Raw genomic sequence first — 16107 nt, forward strand, 5'->3', positions numbered from 1 at the left:
TTCTTTCGTGCTTTTTATTGCGTGTATCTGCCTATTCGTGCATAGTAAGAATCAATACATGCATAAAGAGGCAAAAATGAATCCGACTGTTGCTGTGTTCGATATCGGTGGCGTTCTGATCGACTGGAATCCCGCCTATCTCTATCGTAAACTGCTCCCTGATGAGGCGGCGGTGTCCGCTTTCCTCAGCGAGGTCTGCACATCGGCCTGGAACGAGCAGTTCGATGCGGGCCGGCCTTTTGCCGAGGGCATCGCCGCGCTTGGCGAGCGTCATCCCGAGCGGGCTGCCCTGATCGAGGCCTACTGGCTGCGCTGGCACGAAATGCTGGGAGGGGAGGTCGCCGGGACGGCCGAGATTCTCCGACGCCTGAAAACGGCCGGTGTTCCGGTGTACGCGATTTCGAACTGGTCGGCCGAAACCTTCCCACGCGCAAAGGACATCTATCCCTTCCTGGGCCTGTTCGACGTTCTCGTCGTCTCCGGCACGGAGAAACTGGTGAAGCCGGATGCCGCGATCTTCAACCGCTTCCTGGAGCGGGCGGGTGTGCGCGCTGCGGATTGCATCTTCATCGATGACAACGCGGCGAACATTGCCGCGGCGGCAGCCCTTGGCTTCCACACCGAACACTTCCGCACGGCCGAGGCGCTGGAGGCTCGGCTGACGGCGCTCGGACTTCTTCCCCATGCGGAGGAGGCGACGGCATGAGCGCGGACAAGGCGGAACTGGCAGCGCTTTCCCCGGAGGAGCGGCAGGCCGTCATCCTCGACAAGGTGAATGCGGCGGGGCGTGTCCTCGCGGCCGGGCTCGCGCAGGAGTTTGGCGTTTCGGAAGATTCGATCCGCCGCGACCTGCGCGACCTTTCGGATGCAGGCCTCGTGCAGCGGTTTCACGGCGGTGCGGCGCGGCTTGTCACGCCTGCGCTCGATTTCCATCGTCGCGAAACGCTGCATGCCGGAGAGAAGCAGCGGATCGGGCTTGCCGCCGCCGCAACCATCCCGGACGGCGCGACGCTGCTGGTGGATTCCAGCACGACCGTCGTGCAGTTCGTGCGCAGTCTTTCACCGGCGCTCTCCATTCGCATCATCACGACCGCCATCGATGTAGCCGCCGCCGCGCTCGACCATCCGCTCACCGAAGTGATCATGCTTGGCGGCCGCCTGGGCAGGCTGACCCGCAGCGCGACCGGTGCCGGAGCGATCGATGCCGTGCGGGCGGTTCGGGCCGACTACTGCATCCTCGGTACGTGCGGCGTCGATCACGACCTGATGCTGCGCAGCGACGACTTCGAGGATGCACACCTCAAATCCACGATGATCAGGGCTGCGAACAAGACCCTCCTTCTGGCGACCGCCGACAAGCTCGGCCAGGCCGCAACCCATGAGGTCGCTCGGATTTCCGCCGTCTCGGCACTTTTCACAGACAGCAAAGACACCGCCATCCTCACCGCCATCGGCGAGGCCGGTGTCGATGTCACGATTGTCTGACACCTCTCAACATCCTGCATTACGGAGATGACGATGGCTTTTTCACCTGACGAGGACGCCCGAGCGATCCTGCTGCCGGCATTTGATACGCTCGATGTGCTGGATGTCATGGTGCCCTTCCTGGAAAAGGGCGGCTGTTCCATTCTGATCGGCGAGACGCGGGCGGAATATGTCGCACGCGCCATGTCCGCAGAAAGGCTCGCCGGCGAAACGCCGGCCGTCTTCCAGGCCCGCATCGCAGAGCTGAAATCCGTCACGCCCCATTTGATCGTCGCGGTGGATCAGGAACTGGGCGGCATCCAGCGGCTCACGGGGCTGGTGCCGCCGCTCCCCTCCCTGGACGAAGCCCACGCGCTGGACGATGCATCGCTTGCAGAGCGGTGCCGGATCACGGCTTCGGCTGCCCGTGAACTCGGGGTGTCGATGTTCCTGGCACCGATCGCCGATGTCATCGACGGACAGAACCCATGGCTGCGGGGCCGCACGATGGCCAGCTATCCGGAGGCCGTGGCAAGGCTGGTTTCCGCTTTCGTCACGGGCGTCCAGAGCGCCGGCATTACCGCCGTGACCAAGCATTTTCCGGGCTTCAACGATCTGGCGGGCGACCCGGCACTCGTCGATGTTTCCCTGCTCACGCCGCGGGAGCGCATTCTGCACAATGCCCTGCCGTTCAGGGCGGCGATCGAAGCTGGAATCAAGGCGATCATGACCGGCCCGGCGCCCGTTGCCGCGTTCGACGGGCAAAATGCCGCGAGTACGTCGCCGGCAGTCATGGCGATGCTGCGCGACGATTTCGGTTTCGGGGGCCTGATCGTCAGCGACGACCTTGATGCACCGGCCACCATGCGCGGCCGCTCGCTGCTTGAAACCGCCATCTCTTCGGTCAATGCGGGAGCCGATCTGCTTTTGGTTGGGGGAGGGCCGCACCTTGATGCCTTATGCGATGGCATTGCCGCGGCGGCGCGATCCGGACGGATATCTCTGGGTCGTCTTTCGGAAGCAGCCGCCGGCGTGCGGCGGAATGCGGCCGCCTCGTAAGAGGAAAACATCGCGGTCGATGCCGAACAGGGTATCGTCGCCGCCGCCGTCGATGGCGAAATGGGTGCGCTGCAGGAGATCAACCGCGCCGGCAGCAACTTTGGTGCGACGCTCCGACCAGATCGGCCGTGCCGGCGTCTTGCCGGCGGCTCCGACGGAGCAACGCGTCGCCCAAGGTGCTCGTCATCCTGGGCGAGGCTGATGTTTGGGAGAGTGGCGGGAGAATGTCAGCGACGAGCTTAAGGCGCGCTGCAAGTTTCGGTCTTAACGGTCGAAACCCCAAACGTCTGGGTTTTGAGCGAAATACGCGATCAGCATTTCGATAAGCACCCGGACTTTCCGCGCAGGGTGCTTACCCGGCGGTCGGACGACATAGGCCCCTGCCGACGGTGGGGGGTAGCCTGTCATCACCGGAACGAGCGCGCCGGAGACCACATAGTCGTGTGTGATGCAATCGGGGAGCCAGGCGATGCCGAGCCCCGCGGCCGCGGCGGAGGCAAGCGCAGTCGCATTGTCGGCCTTGAACCTGCCCTGCGGCTGAACTGCGACGATCCTGTCGCCATCCATGAATTGCCAGGCTTCCGTTCCCTGCATGAGGGCCTGATGGTCGGCGAGCTGTTCCACCGTCTCCGGTGAACCGTGCGCTTTTATGTAATCCGGGCTTGCGACAAGCTTTCCATAGATCGGCCCGACTCGTTTGGCGATCAGGTTGGAGTCCTGAAGGTACCCAACTCGGATCGCGCAATCGAAACCTTCGGCGACCAGATCGACAAAGCGATCGCTGTAGGCGGCATGGATGTGGAGCTGCGGGTGGTGCTGCGCCATTTCCGCAAGCACGGGGGCGAAGTGGGTCGGGCCGAAAGAGAGCGGCATCGCCACCCTTAGGCGGCCGCGCAGCTCACCGGTCGGCAGGATCGCTTCTCTCGCCGTATCGATCTCGGCGCTGGCCCGGGCCGCATGGTCCCTGAACGTCATTCCCGCTTCTGTGAGCGCTGCGCCGCGGGTCGTTCGTGCCAGAAGCTGGACGCCAAGCTCTGCCTCAACGCGAAAGAGCCGCCGACTGACGATCGACTTGGAGACGCCGAGCCGGCGCGCGGCGGCCGAAACACCCCCTGCATCGGCCACGGCAACGAATGTCTGCAGGTCTTCGATGTCCATTCCGCGTTCCTCGTTTCGCTACACAGCTTGCCTGATTATGGCACTATCGTATCACGAAAAGGAACAGCAAATTGCGTTCCGGCGACGTCACCATTGGCGCATGTCCCCCGTGAACCCAATGCCGCCCATAGCGGCAGAGAAAGGAAATATTGATGACCCTTCGTAACGGCCTTGATTCGCTTCTTCGTCCCGAAGACTCGGTCCTCGTTCTGATCGACCATCAACCCTACCAGCTCGCGAACCTCAACAGCCACGACCCGCAAGCTGTGGTCAACAGCACGACCGCGCTGGCGAAGCTGGCAAAAGCCTTCAATGTTCCGACCATTCTCACCAGCGTCATCGCGGCGCGCGGTGGACTTCTCTTTAAGCAGATCACCGACGTGTTCCCGGGTCAGGACGTCATCGATCGCACATGGGTGAACACCTGGCAGGACGAGAATGTGGTGAACGTCGTCAAGGCGACCGGCCGCAAGCAACTGATCATCGCCGGCCTGTGGACCGAGGTTTGCGTCGCAATGCCTGTGATCCAGGCCGCCGGCGAAGGCTGGGACGTGACCGTGATTACCGATGCGTCAGGTGGTACTTCGAAGGAGTCTCACGAAGTTGCCATCCAGCGGCTGATCACGGCTGGCGCGAACGTGATGACGGTGATGGCGCTCGCCGGCGAATGGCAACGCGATTGGGCGCGCACAGAGCATGTCGAGGCGCTGACCGAGATTCTCATCCAGCACTTTGGCGGCAGCGGCATCGCCTACTTGTGGGAACAACAGCTGCTCAATACGCCGGCGCCCAGCGCCGCCGGCTGATCTCCGCTGCGGATGACCAGGATTTCGAGCAACCGTCCGCTCGTCGACCTGCGTCATCCGCATGACCTTATTCGTATTGATGTCGATCGCGTCAGACGTCAGGCTGTCTTCACGGAATAATCCATCTGCCGCAGGTCTTCGATCAGGCTCGGGCCTGTCGGCACCCAATCCAATTTCTCCCGCGTCTGGGCGCTGGATGCCACGATATCCGCCCCGGCGAACATCGCGAACCAACCAAAATGCGGTGCCGCCTCGTCCGGCGAAAGAGAGACAACCGGAAGATCGAGGCCTGCAGCGACCACCTCGGCTATGTCCCGCGCCGCCACGCCTTCTTCGGCGACAGCATGGTAACGGGCACCTGCCTCGGCGCGATCGAGGGCAAGCACATAGAGCTTCGCCACATCGCGTACGTGGCCGGCCGCCCAACGGTTGGCGCCTTGCCCGACATAGGCGACCACGCCCTTCTCCCGCGCCATCTCGATATAGGGGGAGATCAAGCCCTGCTTGAAGGTATTGTGCACCTGCGGCAGCCGCACGACGGACAGGTTTACGCCTGCTTCGAGCAGGGCTTGGCCCGCCAGTTCCGACGCGATGCGCGGATTGAAATGATGTGCATCGAAAACATCTTCCCTGGCAGGTCGGCCATCGCCTGGGTCTCCGATGCCAACGCCCGACGTGATGAGCAGCGGCCGATCCGACCCCTTCAGCACCGACCCGAGTGCGGCAATGGCACCGCGATCCTTTTCGCAATTTGCCACGAAATTCGTGAAATCATGATCAAAGGCCGTATGGATGATGGCGTCTGCGTTCCGTGCTCCATCCGCAAGGCCGGTTGGATCCTCCAGCGTTCCGAGATGAGCGCTTGCGCCTGCCGCTGCCAAAGCGTCCGCACCGGCCTTGGAGCGGGTGAGGCCGATGATTTCATGGCCGGCGGCCAGCAGTTCGGGAAGAATCCGGGATCCGATGAAGCCTGTGGCACCTGTTAGGAAAACACGCATGGGAAAGTCTCCGATATTGACGTGGCGCCTGATCCCATGAAAAATTGTCCTGTTAAAGTAGTGACTTTATCATGGTATAATCACCAACAGGATCATCAGCGTGAGCGATTCCGAAAATATCCTGGGCACGTTCTTGCGCGACCGGCGCATGCGGCTTGATCCCGCGACATTCGGCTTCCAGGTTGGACGCCGCCGCACGCCGGGCTTGCGTCGCGAAGAGGTCGCCCAGCGCTCGAATATAAGCCCGACCTGGTATACTTGGCTGGAGCAGGGGCGCGGCGGAGCACCATCAGCCCATGTGCTTGATCGGATCGCCAGCGGGCTCATGCTGACCGAGCCCGAACGCGACCATCTTCACATTCTCGCTTTCGGCCATCCGCCGGAGGTGCGATACCGCCAACCTGAAGGCATTACCCCGCGGCTTCAACGCGTCCTCGATGCCATGCCTTTCAGCCCTGCCATTATCAGGACAGCCACATGGGATGTGTTAGCGTGGAATGCGGCAGCAACTGTGATCCTGACGGACTATTCCAAGCTCCCCAAGGATCGGCGCAACATCCTTCGCATGATGTTCTCCGACGAACGGGTTCGCGCGGCGCAGGACGATTGGCAAAGTGTCGCCCGCTACGTGGTTGCTGCTTTCCGAGCCGATGCCACGCGTGCTGGTGCCGGCGCGGAAATTCAGCAGTTGGTGGATGAGCTTTCAGCCAGCAGCCCGGAATTCAAGGCGCTCTGGGAGGACAATGAAATCGCGGGTTTCCGAGACGGCGTAAAGCGTCTCCACCATCCTGTCCTGGGGCCGATAGAACTTGAATTCTCGAATTTTGCAGTCGAAGGCAGATCTGACCTCAACATGATGGTTTACAGTCCAGCGAACCCTGAGGTGATGGAACAGTTTCGCTCGCTGATTTCGGGGGCGCGTTGCTGAGGCAGCGCGCCTGATACAACCGCTCCCATGATAAATGGGGCCTTATCGGCAGGCATGACTGATCTTGCCCAAAAATCAGGCTTGAATCTGCTTTGCTCCTTGCGAGGAATCGCAAATCGTTAAGTCGTCACCACGGCCCAGGAAGAGGTTTCAACCCATCTTCGTAGATATCCCAAAGCCGTGCCGACACCGTTGCCGGAATGATATTCAGGATCACCGCTCACCAAAATCGTAGGCGCCGACGCCTACGAGGTCTCCGACTATATCCCGTTGAGAGCGAGCTTGCCTCCGGCTTTCGGTCCTGGGCGAGGTGAAGCGTGATGCTCTTCGGGTGAACTAGGATAGCACCGCCCCAGGCAGTTCCAAGCTGCGGAAATGCTCTTTTGCCTGATCATAGAAGACGGCAGGGGCGAAGTGCAGGTCTGCACCGGTTCGGACCATCAGCCCGAAGCGATTGGTCGAAAGCCCAGGATCGGTGAGAGGGAGAAAAATCAATGCTCCGCTGCCGATCTCGTTGTGTGCACCAATTGGTGTCATGATGGAAATATGATGCCCGGCTTGTGCCAACTCCACGAGCATGCGGATCGATCCGACCTCCAGTAATGGCGGCCGTGCTGTTGCTGCCGCTTCGAGATTGGGCTGGATTGCCCGGCGGATGGAGAGCTCGCGCGTTCCAATGGCAACAGGGTGGGCAAAGCAGTCCGCGAGGGTAAGGCTTTGCTGAGAGGCAAGCGGGTGATCCGGTCGCATGAGCGCGCCGACACGCACGTCGCGGCGCACCGCCATTTCGATCTCACGAGGCGGTGCCGTAACAAAGCCGAAACCGACGTCGATTGTTTCGTCGATGAGGCGGGAGACGACGTCGGACGAGGACGTGACTTCGACATTTAGATGCAATGTCGGGTGACGCTGCGAAAACGCCGTCAGAAGGGCCGGCAGGAAGGACAGACCGACGCTTTCGACCGTGGCGATACGGACGGAACCGGTCTTGAGCCCGCGCAGCATGTCGAGCTCCGACACTGCCGCTTCAAGCGGCGAGGCGACACGACGGACGTGCCTATAGAGAATTTCGCCGGCGGCGGTCATCTTGATGCGGCGGCCTTCGCGCTGAAATAATGCCATGCCCAATGCGTCCTCAAGCTGGGTGATTTGCCTGGATACGGCAGACGAGGCGACGTTGAGGCGGCGCGCGCATTCCCGGATGGACAACAGTTCCGCGGCGGTCTGGAAATAGATCATGGCCGGCTGGTGAAATATACGGGCGAGCAGCATAGGGGACAGTGCGCGCTCACGTGGCGGAGATGGCCGAATGGGGGCAGCTTCTGGCGTGCGCATGAGACGTTCCGTTCATTGATGCTTTTTAGGCAACAATTCGCTCTTAAATTGGAAATAGCAAGATCAATCCGGATGAAGGACATTCACGTTGCCAATGTTCACCGGAGGTCTTCGCCTTGGATATCAACACGATCAACGCCGTCAGCAGGCCGCAGAGCCGCGCCGAACTTTGGCCATTTCAGGAGGGTGATGCATGGCTTGGCGGTGGGACATGGTTGTTTTCCGAGCCGCAACCCAAACTTCAGAGGCTCGTGGATCTGTCTTTGCTCGACTGGCAGCCTCTTACAACGACCGATGCCGGTCTATCGATCAGCGCGAACTGCAAGGTAGCGACGCTCGATGCTTTCGAGCCACCTGTCGCATGGCCTGCAGCGCGACTGATCGGCAAATGCTGCCGCTCATTCCTGGCCTCGTTCAAGATCTGGAACATGGCTACTGTCGGCGGCAACCTGTGCATGTCCCTGCCGGCCGGCCCCATGATCTCGTTGACCGCAGCGCTCGAAGGGGTTTGCACGATATGGTCATCGGATGGTTCAGCACGAAAAGTCCCGGTCGTCGATTTCGTAAAAGGGCCACTGAGCAATGATCTGCGGCCTGGCGAAATTCTGCGCGGTATCAACCTGCCGTGGGAGGCGCTTTCACGCAGGACGGCATTTCGCCGGGCGAGCCTTACCCCGCTAGGTCGCTCGGGCGTGCTTCTCATCGGTACGCTCTCGGCCAAGGGCGGCTTCGTGCTCACGGTCACCGCTTCGACGCGCCGACCGGTGCAGTTCGCATTCCCGCACTGCCCAAGCGCCCGCGAACTGGAGCGCCGCCTCGAAAACGATATTCCGGACGCGCTCTATTATGACGACATTCATGGCCTGCCCGACTGGCGCCAACATATGACGCACCTTTTCGCGGAGGAAATCCGTAAAGAGCTTGGAGAATGGACATGACCTATCTCGTTGACGGCAAGACGCATGAGGCGATCCCGCGGCCGGGCCAGTGTTTGCGCACGTTCCTGCGGGATCTTGGCTGCTTCGGCGTGAAGAAGGGCTGCGACGCGGGCGACTGTGGCGCCTGTACGGTTCACATCGACGGACGGCCCGTGCACAGCTGCCTCGTGCCGGCCTTTCGGGCAGAGAACCAGGAAGTCACGACGATCGAAGGGCTCGGCTCTCCGGACGACCTTCACCCGGTTCAGCAGTCTTTCCTCGATGCGCAGGGTTTCCAGTGCGGGTTCTGCACGGCAGGTGCGATTATGACCGCGGCGGCGCTCGACCAGGCCCAGCGGCGCAATCTTCCCGCGGCGCTGAAGGGCAATCTTTGCCGTTGCACCGGCTATCGCGCAATCGCGGATGCCATTGAGGGCGTCAAGCATGTCGAGCGTGTCGGTGCGGGTCAGGCGTGCGGGCGAAACCTCGCCGCGCCCGCTGGACCCGGCGTGGTAACAGGTCGCGTGCGCTATACGATGGATGTCGCACCAGTTGGCGATCTTGCTGGCCTCACGCATATGAAAATCCTGCGCTCGCCGCATCCATCCGCTCGTATTCTTTCCATCGATACAAGCAATGCACTTGCCCTGCCGGGCGTTGTGGCCGTGCTGACCCACGCAGATGCGCCTGATCACTATTTTTCGACCGCACGTCACGAAATGTACACCGACGATCCAGACGATACGCTGGTGCTGGATCCAGTCATTCGCCATATCGGGCAGCGTGTCGCGGCGGTCGTCGCTGACAGCGAGGGTATTGCGGAAGCAGCATGCAAGCTGATCGCTGTCGAATATGAGTTGCTGCCTGCGGTCTTCGATCCCGAAGAAGCCCTACGGCCGGGTGCGCATGTCGTTCATGACAAGCCGCTTTCCTCACGCATCGCCTATCCACAGCGCAATATCGTCGCCGAGCTGCATGGGCATCTGGGCGATGTCGACAAAGGTTTTGCGAAAGCGGATGCCATCCACGAGGGCACCTATTACATCCAACGGGTGCAACATGCTCATCTGGAAACGCATGGAGCTATCGGTTGGCTCGATGGTGACGGGCGGCTCAATATGCGAACGAGCACGCAGGTGCCGTTCCTGACACGCGATGCCCTTTGCACGCTCTTCGATCTTCCGCAGGAGAAGGTTCGCGTCTTTGCGGAGCGCGTCGGCGGGGGCTTTGGCGGCAAGCAGGAAATGATCACCGAGGATATCGTGGCACTTGCGGTCTTCAAGACCGGTCGACCGGTAAAACTCGAGTATACACGAACGGAGCAGTTCTCCGCCTCCACCAGCCGTCACCCTATGAAGATCACGGTGAAGGTCGGTGCGACGAACGACGGTCTGCTGACCGCCATCTCCATGCGCATGCTTTCCAATACAGGTGCTTATGGCAATCACGGGCCGGGTGTGATGTATCACGGCTCTGGCGAATGCATAGCGCTCTACCGCTGCCCGAACAAGAAAGTCGATTCCGTCGCGGTCTACACCAACGAAATGCCGAGCGGCGCCTTTCGCGGATACGGGCTGAGCCAGAGCAATTTTGCGGTTGAATCCGCGATGGATGAGATCGCGCGCCAGATCGGCATGGACCCGATCGAGTTCCGCAGGCGAAATGTGGTTGTGCCCGGTGACCCGATGACATCGGCTGACGATGGGCCTCATGATGTGGAGTACGGTAGTTACGGCCTGGACCAGTGCCTCGACATGGTAGAAGCCGCACTTGCCCGCAGCCCAGCCCCTAATCTTTCGGACGATTGGCTTGTCGGGCGCGGTGTCGCTGCCGGCATGATCGACACGATCCCGCCGCGCGGGCACCGGGCCGAAAGCCGGGTCACGCTCCTGCCTGATGGTACCTACGAATTGAAGACCGGCACGGCGGAATTCGGCAATGGTACCACGACCGTACATTGCCAGATTGTCGCCTCCTTGCTTGGAACGACGCTGGCCCACGTCCGCATCAAGCAGTCGGATACGGATCATATTTCGCACGATACCGGCGCTTTCGGCAGCACCGGAACGGTGGTCGCGGGATCGGCAACCCGGGAGGCCGCGGAAGATCTTGCCGGCATTATCCTGGATTTTGCAGCGTCCTTGGCCAATGTCGGGCGATCGGAATGCAAGCTTGGCGAAGGTGCCGTTATAGCCGGCAGCCGTCGCATCGCTCTCCCTGTCTTGGCTGTCGCTGCTGCGGAGGCAGGCGTAAAATTGTCGGGGCAGGGGCGCAGCGGTGGTACGCCGCGGTCGGTCGCCTTCAATGTCCAGGGTTTCGAGGTGGCAATCCACCGTCGTTATGGCGAAATCCGCATCTTGCGCTCGATCCACGCGGCGGACGCCGGGACGGTGATGAATCCGATGCAGTGCCGCGGGCAAGTGGAAGGAGGTGTCGCGCAGGCGATCGGCGCGGCCCTCTATGAAGACCTGAACATCGATGGAGAGGGAAAGGTCACCAATCCGACGTTCCGCGGCTATCACATTCCGGCTTTCGCCGACATCCCCCGTGCCGAGGTCTATTTCGCCGACACGTACGATCGCATAGGTCCGCTTGGCGCCAAATCCATGAGCGAGAGCCCATACAATCCGGTCGCCGCTGCTCTCGGCAACGCTATTCGAGACGCCATCGGCGTGCGGCTCTACGCAACGCCCTTCAAGGCGGATCGGCTTTACAAGCTCGCCGCAGAGGCGCGGCCTTCGCAAGCGAGCGCCGCGACCGCCTATGAACCTGCCTGAAAAAAGGAGTGCGTGATGAAAATGCCGGCCGAATCATGGGATCAATTCGACGACTATGTCATCGATTTCGCCGTTGACCGAAAACGCCGCGGCGAGCGGATCGCAATCGTCACGCTTGTCCAGATCGAAGGATCGTCGCCACGCCCTCTTGGCGCGCAGATGGCCGTCTCGGAAAGCGGGCGTTGGACGGGCTATCTTTCGGGAGGCTGTATCGAGCGCGCCGTGGTGAGCGAAGCCATCGCCGCCATTCAGGACGGCGAAAACAGACGCGTGCGTTATGGTCGCGGATCGAAGTACTTCGACATCCAGCTCCCCTGCGGCAGTGCGATCGAACTCGTCTTTGACGTCAACATTGCTGATGACGATCTCGTCGCGATCGACGCGCGCCTGCACCGCCGTCTGCCGGCCATGATGCATGTACCATCACTTGCGGGCGACGAGAGCGAAACGCTGACCCGGATCTACGCTCCGCGCACGCGCATCATCATCGCCGGCATCGGTCCCTCCGCGGTCCAGCTCTCAAGGCTCGGTCTTGTTACCGGTTTCGAAGTGGTGCTTTATTCGCCCGATGCGGAAACACGCGAGGAGATCCTGAAAACGCCCGGCGTCGAGGTTGTGCCGATTCCAAGCGCGGCAAGCCTGCCCATTGTTCACGCCGACCGCCACACGGCGGTCGCGGTGATGTTTCACGATCATGAATGGGAAACGAACCTGCTGCCGCTGATCCTGGAGACCGATGCTTTCTATGTCGGCGCCATGGGCAGTCGAAAGACCCACCAGCGCCGGCTCGACATCCTTGCGCGCTTCGGTGTGGAAAAAGAGAAGCTCGGTCGCATCCGCGGGCCGGCGGGCTTGTTCGAAAGCGGCAAGAGTGCATCCTCCATCGCGCTCTCCATCCTGGCGGAGATCATGCAGGCGAATGTCAGCGCTAGCGCAGGCGTCGGTCTCTTGTTCGATGGGAGAGAGATATCTCCACTGCCGATCTGGGAACCCATCAGCCAACCGCTGGCGGTGAGTTGCCGCTCCGGCAATGCCGCGGCCGTTCGTTGAGAAGCTTTGCGCCGGCTTGAGCCGCCAATACGTGCAGGACCGGCGAGGAAGCTCGCACGCCTGATGGAGTTCGCTTGCATGGATCCATCATCACACGATTTCGAGATGCGCTTATCCCAGTTGAGACTCGACTGGCATCTTTGTATCATTATATTCCAAAAAATATATCGGATTCGGAAGAGCGGATGTCTTGGTCCCTATGCTAGCTTTGCCACGGCGCGCTCTCGAGTAATCGAGCGAACTGGGCGTGGAAAGATCAATGAGCGATCGCGAAGTAAGGAGCCTTGACGATGCGCTGGCCTTTATCGCCAGCTACATAGAAGCGGCAATACCACCCATGCGGGTTTCCGTTTCTGCGGCCTATGATCATCTTCTGGCGGAAGATATAGTCGCCTCTGTCTCGCTGCCGCGTTTCGACAATGCGGCGATGGACGGCTTTGCCATCCGAACAGATGATGTGCGGCCGGACGGAGCCGCCTGCCTTAAAATCAGTCAGACAATTACAGCGGGGCAGGAAGCCTTGAGCACGCTCCGCGCTGGTGAGGCGGCGCGAATAACGACGGGTGCGCCCGTGCCACCCGGCGCCGATCGTGTCGTCGTGCAGGAAGCTGCCCGGCTTGATGGCGATCAGGTTCATCTCAGAGCTCCCGCCGGTGGCAAGCTGCATATCCGCAAAAAGGGGGAAGACGTTGCCCAGGGCACGGTCGTGATGGTGGCCGGCACCCGCATCGGGCCTGGCCAAATCGCGCTTCTCTCATCGCTTGGGCTTAGATCCGTTTTGGTTGTGGCACGACCGAAGGTGGCACTTCTGTCAACAGGTGACGAACTTGTTGACAATCCCGGTCTCCTCGAGCCGGGTAAAATATTCGATACGAACCGGCCCATGCTCATTCGGATGCTCCAAGCCGCCGGAGCCGCCGTCACGGATCTCGGCATTGCCCGCGACGACCCAGAACTCATTCTTGAACGGCTTGTCGCCGCGGCAGCCGACCACGATCTCCTGATTTCCACTGGCGGCGCGTCTGCTGGTTTTGCCGATCACCTGACACGGATCATCGTCCGGCGCGGTTACCTTGAGTTCTGGAAGCTCGACATGCGGCCGGGAAAACCCGTCGGCTTTGGCGATATCGACGATTGCCCCATTCTGCTCCTCCCCGGAAATCCTTTGGCGGCGGCAGCGAGCTTCGCCCTTCTGGGGCGTGCCATCATCGCCCGCCTTGGTGGGAAGGGATCAAATGAGCGGCACGCTTGGCATTTGCCAGTCACCAGTGGGATCGCCAAACCGCCGGGGCGGACGCAGGTTCTTTTGGGGCGATTGCGTCAAGGTTTGCTTGGCCGAGCCACGGCGGTCGAACCCTTGCCGGACCAAGGCTCGGCGAGGCTCCGTTACCTTGCCGTCGCTGACGTCATGATCGTCCTCCACTCTGAACAAACCGAGATACTAGAGGGAGATGTCGTCGAGGTTTTACCATTCTGACAAGGGTGCCAGCCTGATGTCCTCGCCGGAAGAGGGACTGCTGTTGTCACGGCGCCGTGAAATTAGGATATATGCGCGGGAACATATGTAGGACGAAGCGCTTGCCGCGTTCTATGTTGCGGCAAGCGATTTTTAGCGCGATTTAATCGACGGCGACCATCACGTCCGACGCCTTGACGACGGCGTAGGCCTCTCCGCCAACAGCGAGGCCCAGTTCATCGACGGATTCATTGGTGATGGATGCGGTGACGACCGCGCCGCCGGCAACCTCGATGCGTACATGAGCCGTGGTCGCGCCTTTGGTTACTTCGATGATCTTGCCCTTGAGGCGGTTGCGTGCGCTGATCTTCATGGGAGTCTCCTGTTTTGGCGAGTACGCGATAGCATGCCGTGTTGCAAAGCTACTACGGTCCAGACAGAGAGAACAGCTCCAGACTATCAGGCGTTTTCGCGAAAATTTGCCCGCGTATCATCGGCGAAAAGCGAAATATTCTATAAAATATAGCGTCGCTGCCTGTCGGGGATACCTGCTATCCCTCGGCTCCTATCGGAGGACCTCTTCATGCTCGCACGCCTCCGCGCAAACCGATCCCCGAAATTCCTGACGAGGACTGGGATTTGGAAAACGCCATCAGCGTGAAGAAACACCTATCACATGATGGGGCGGCGGTGCGCGACTTGCGCCGGCTCGTGAACACGCCCGGCCCGACCAGGCACATCGTCAACATCACGTCGGTCGATGCATGCGCCATCGAACAGGATGGGCCTGAGCTGGAACAGGTGCGCCTGCTTTGCGCCGAGCATTAAATGGAGGTCGTTGTCGGCTTTCTGGAGCGGGTCGGGCCGAAGCTCGATAATGTAGCGGCAATCATCGGGCCCAGGGGCGTGACCGGCATCCACCGCAAGCGTCATCTGCCGTTCCTTGGCGCAGATCGCTTCGTGGTTTCGATCTTCGAGACGGCGGTGGGCAAGGTCGGCGTTGCGATATGCTACGAGATTCGCTTTCCGGAGGTCTCGCGGACGCTGGCTTTGGCGGGCGCTGATTTCATCGCATTGCCGACGAACTGGCCTGTCCAGTCCGTCCTTCTCGCCGACTGTCGCCAAGCCCACGCGGATTGCCAAGCGGGTTCTCGACAAGCGCGACTACCTCGTCGTGTACGCGCGGCGGCGCGGTTGCCGCAAAGATCGTTGCCGAACTCCTCTCGCCCGTGCTGATCGGCGCCGATGCCGACGACATCTGGGGTCATTGGGACCGCATGTATCAGGAGACACTCCTGACCGGCCGGCAGGGGATCGCGCTGCGCGCGATTTCCGCCGTCGACATGGCGCTATGGGATCTTGCGGCGAAACGCAGGATTTTACCGCTGGCCGTCATGCTGGGCGGCGCAGTGAGGCTGGTACCGGCCTATGCGTCTGTCGGATATTATCAGCCGGATGACGGGGAATGGGCCAAGGCTGTCCATCGCGAAATACGGTTCAACGTCGAGCATGGTTTTTCGGACCACAAGATCAAAGTGGGTGGGCTCTCGATCAAAGAAGACGCCGACCGTGTGAGGGCGGCGATCGATGCTATGGATGGTCGAGGCAGGCTCGCGCTCGATGCGAACAATGCCTACCGCGACTTCAGTGAGGCGTTGCACGCGGCACGCGTTTTCGAAAAGGCGGCGGGAGACGACGGCCTCTGGTGGTTCGAGGAGCCTCTTTCACCCGACGACTATGCCGGGCATGCTGAACTTGCCTATAGGCTGGAAACCCCGGTAGCGACAGGCGAGATACACCAGACACGCCACGAGTTCCGCAGGTTGGTCGAACAGCGTTCTGCAGACATTCTGCAGCCAGATGTTGGCGTGCTCGGCGGTGTCCGCGAATGGATCCGCGTAACGCGCGCTGCGGAGAGGTCGAACATTTCCTGCCTGAGAAGGACATTTACAATTTCGAGCTTCTTGTGACGCCGGAAACACGCCAGGTCTATAAAGACGGGCAACTGATCCTCACCGATCGGGCGGGATGGGGGTTCCAATTTGATAGGGCGGTGCTGGATGAATTCACTGTTGAGCACTTCACGTCCAGCTGACATATCAGCAAACTCATCTCCTAGGTGCAGGATGCAGGCTCCCAGTGTTGCGTGACTAAGTGCC

At 60.9% G+C, this 16107-nt stretch carries 16 protein-coding genes; 12 read left to right on the forward strand and 4 right to left on the reverse strand.

The window, feature by feature from the left end; all coding sequences use genetic code 11:
* Positions 1-7: 7 nt before the first annotated feature.
* The 3 genes from GB927_RS26420 to GB927_RS26430 are packed head-to-tail and all read left to right on the forward strand — an operon-like array spanning position 8 to position 2523.
* Positions 8-706 carry an HAD family hydrolase gene (locus tag GB927_RS26420; protein WP_256120212.1) on the forward strand — a complete coding sequence of 233 codons (699 nt, stop codon included), beginning with the start codon at positions 8-10 and terminating at the stop codon, positions 704-706.
* Positions 703-1485 carry a DeoR/GlpR family DNA-binding transcription regulator gene (locus GB927_RS26425; protein WP_256120213.1) on the forward strand — a complete coding sequence of 261 codons (783 nt, stop codon included), beginning with the start codon at positions 703-705 and terminating at the stop codon, positions 1483-1485. Before GB927_RS26420 ends, GB927_RS26425 begins: the two co-directional genes overlap by 4 nt.
* Positions 1486-1518: 33 nt before the next feature.
* The gene (locus tag GB927_RS26430) at positions 1519-2523 is read left to right on the forward strand and encodes a glycoside hydrolase family 3 N-terminal domain-containing protein (protein WP_256120214.1); all 1005 of its coding nucleotides are present in this window, start codon (positions 1519-1521) and stop codon (positions 2521-2523) included.
* Between the two features lie 264 nt (positions 2524-2787).
* Here the strand turns inward: GB927_RS26430 and GB927_RS26435 are convergent, their stop codons facing one another.
* Positions 2788-3681 (reverse strand): LysR family transcriptional regulator, encoded by an 894-nt coding sequence (locus GB927_RS26435; RefSeq protein ID WP_256120215.1) that lies wholly within the window; start codon positions 3679-3681, stop codon positions 2788-2790.
* Between the two features lie 152 nt (positions 3682-3833).
* Between GB927_RS26435 and GB927_RS26440 the strand changes: the two genes are divergently transcribed.
* On the forward strand, positions 3834-4487 hold the full coding sequence (locus GB927_RS26440) for a hydrolase (protein WP_256120216.1): 654 nt from the start codon (positions 3834-3836) through the stop codon (positions 4485-4487).
* 98 nt (positions 4488-4585) lie between these two features.
* Here the strand turns inward: GB927_RS26440 and GB927_RS26445 are convergent, their stop codons facing one another.
* A complete protein-coding gene (locus tag GB927_RS26445) occupies positions 4586-5485 on the reverse strand; it encodes an SDR family oxidoreductase (protein ID WP_256120217.1) in 900 nt (299 codons plus the stop codon).
* 100 nt (positions 5486-5585) lie between these two features.
* Between GB927_RS26445 and GB927_RS26450 the strand changes: the two genes are divergently transcribed.
* A complete protein-coding gene (locus GB927_RS26450) occupies positions 5586-6413 on the forward strand; it encodes a helix-turn-helix transcriptional regulator (RefSeq protein ID WP_256120218.1) in 828 nt (275 codons plus the stop codon).
* A gap of 336 nt (positions 6414-6749) precedes the next feature.
* Here GB927_RS26450 and GB927_RS26455 read toward each other — a convergent pair whose 3' ends face one another.
* Positions 6750-7652, reverse strand: a complete 903-nt coding sequence (locus tag GB927_RS26455) for a LysR family transcriptional regulator (RefSeq protein ID WP_256120219.1) — start codon at positions 7650-7652, stop codon at positions 6750-6752.
* Between the two features lie 212 nt (positions 7653-7864).
* On the opposite strand from GB927_RS26455, the gene GB927_RS26460 reads away from it, so the two are divergent.
* The 4 genes from GB927_RS26460 to GB927_RS26475 all read left to right on the forward strand — a co-directional run bounded on the left by GB927_RS26460 (position 7865) and on the right by GB927_RS26475 (position 13969).
* A complete protein-coding gene (locus GB927_RS26460) occupies positions 7865-8686 on the forward strand; it encodes an FAD binding domain-containing protein (RefSeq protein WP_256120220.1) in 822 nt (273 codons plus the stop codon).
* Positions 8683-11442, forward strand: a complete 2760-nt coding sequence (locus tag GB927_RS26465; protein WP_256120221.1) for a molybdopterin-dependent oxidoreductase — start codon at positions 8683-8685, stop codon at positions 11440-11442. Before GB927_RS26460 ends, GB927_RS26465 begins: the two co-directional genes overlap by 4 nt.
* Positions 11443-11463: 21 nt before the next feature.
* Positions 11464-12492 carry an XdhC family protein gene (locus GB927_RS26470; protein WP_256120245.1) on the forward strand — a complete coding sequence of 343 codons (1029 nt, stop codon included), beginning with the start codon at positions 11464-11466 and terminating at the stop codon, positions 12490-12492.
* A 259-nt stretch (positions 12493-12751) separates the two neighbouring features.
* Positions 12752-13969: a molybdopterin molybdotransferase MoeA gene (locus tag GB927_RS26475; protein WP_256120222.1), complete on the forward strand. Its 1218-nt coding sequence runs from the start codon at positions 12752-12754 to the stop codon at positions 13967-13969.
* 142 nt (positions 13970-14111) lie between these two features.
* On the opposite strand, the gene GB927_RS26480 is transcribed toward GB927_RS26475, so the two are convergent.
* Positions 14112-14321, reverse strand: a complete 210-nt coding sequence (locus GB927_RS26480) for a TOBE domain-containing protein (protein WP_023511854.1) — start codon at positions 14319-14321, stop codon at positions 14112-14114.
* Between the two features lie 266 nt (positions 14322-14587).
* Here GB927_RS26480 and GB927_RS26485 point away from each other — a divergent pair, with 266 nt between their 5' ends.
* The 3 genes from GB927_RS26485 to GB927_RS26495 are packed head-to-tail and all read left to right on the forward strand — an operon-like array spanning position 14588 to position 15918.
* Positions 14588-14776 (forward strand): hypothetical protein, encoded by a 189-nt coding sequence (locus GB927_RS26485; RefSeq protein ID WP_256120223.1) that lies wholly within the window; start codon positions 14588-14590, stop codon positions 14774-14776.
* Positions 14777-15184: a carbon-nitrogen hydrolase family protein gene (locus GB927_RS26490; RefSeq protein WP_256120224.1), complete on the forward strand. Its 408-nt coding sequence runs from the start codon at positions 14777-14779 to the stop codon at positions 15182-15184.
* Positions 15178-15918, forward strand: coding sequence for a mandelate racemase/muconate lactonizing enzyme family protein (locus tag GB927_RS26495; protein WP_256120225.1), 741 nt, complete (start codon positions 15178-15180; stop codon positions 15916-15918). The genes GB927_RS26490 and GB927_RS26495 overlap by 7 nt, the downstream gene beginning before the upstream one ends.
* Positions 15919-16107 lie beyond the last annotated feature (189 nt).

The organism is Shinella lacus (assembly GCF_010994755.1).
GTDB lineage: Bacteria > Pseudomonadota > Alphaproteobacteria > Rhizobiales > Rhizobiaceae > Shinella > Shinella lacus.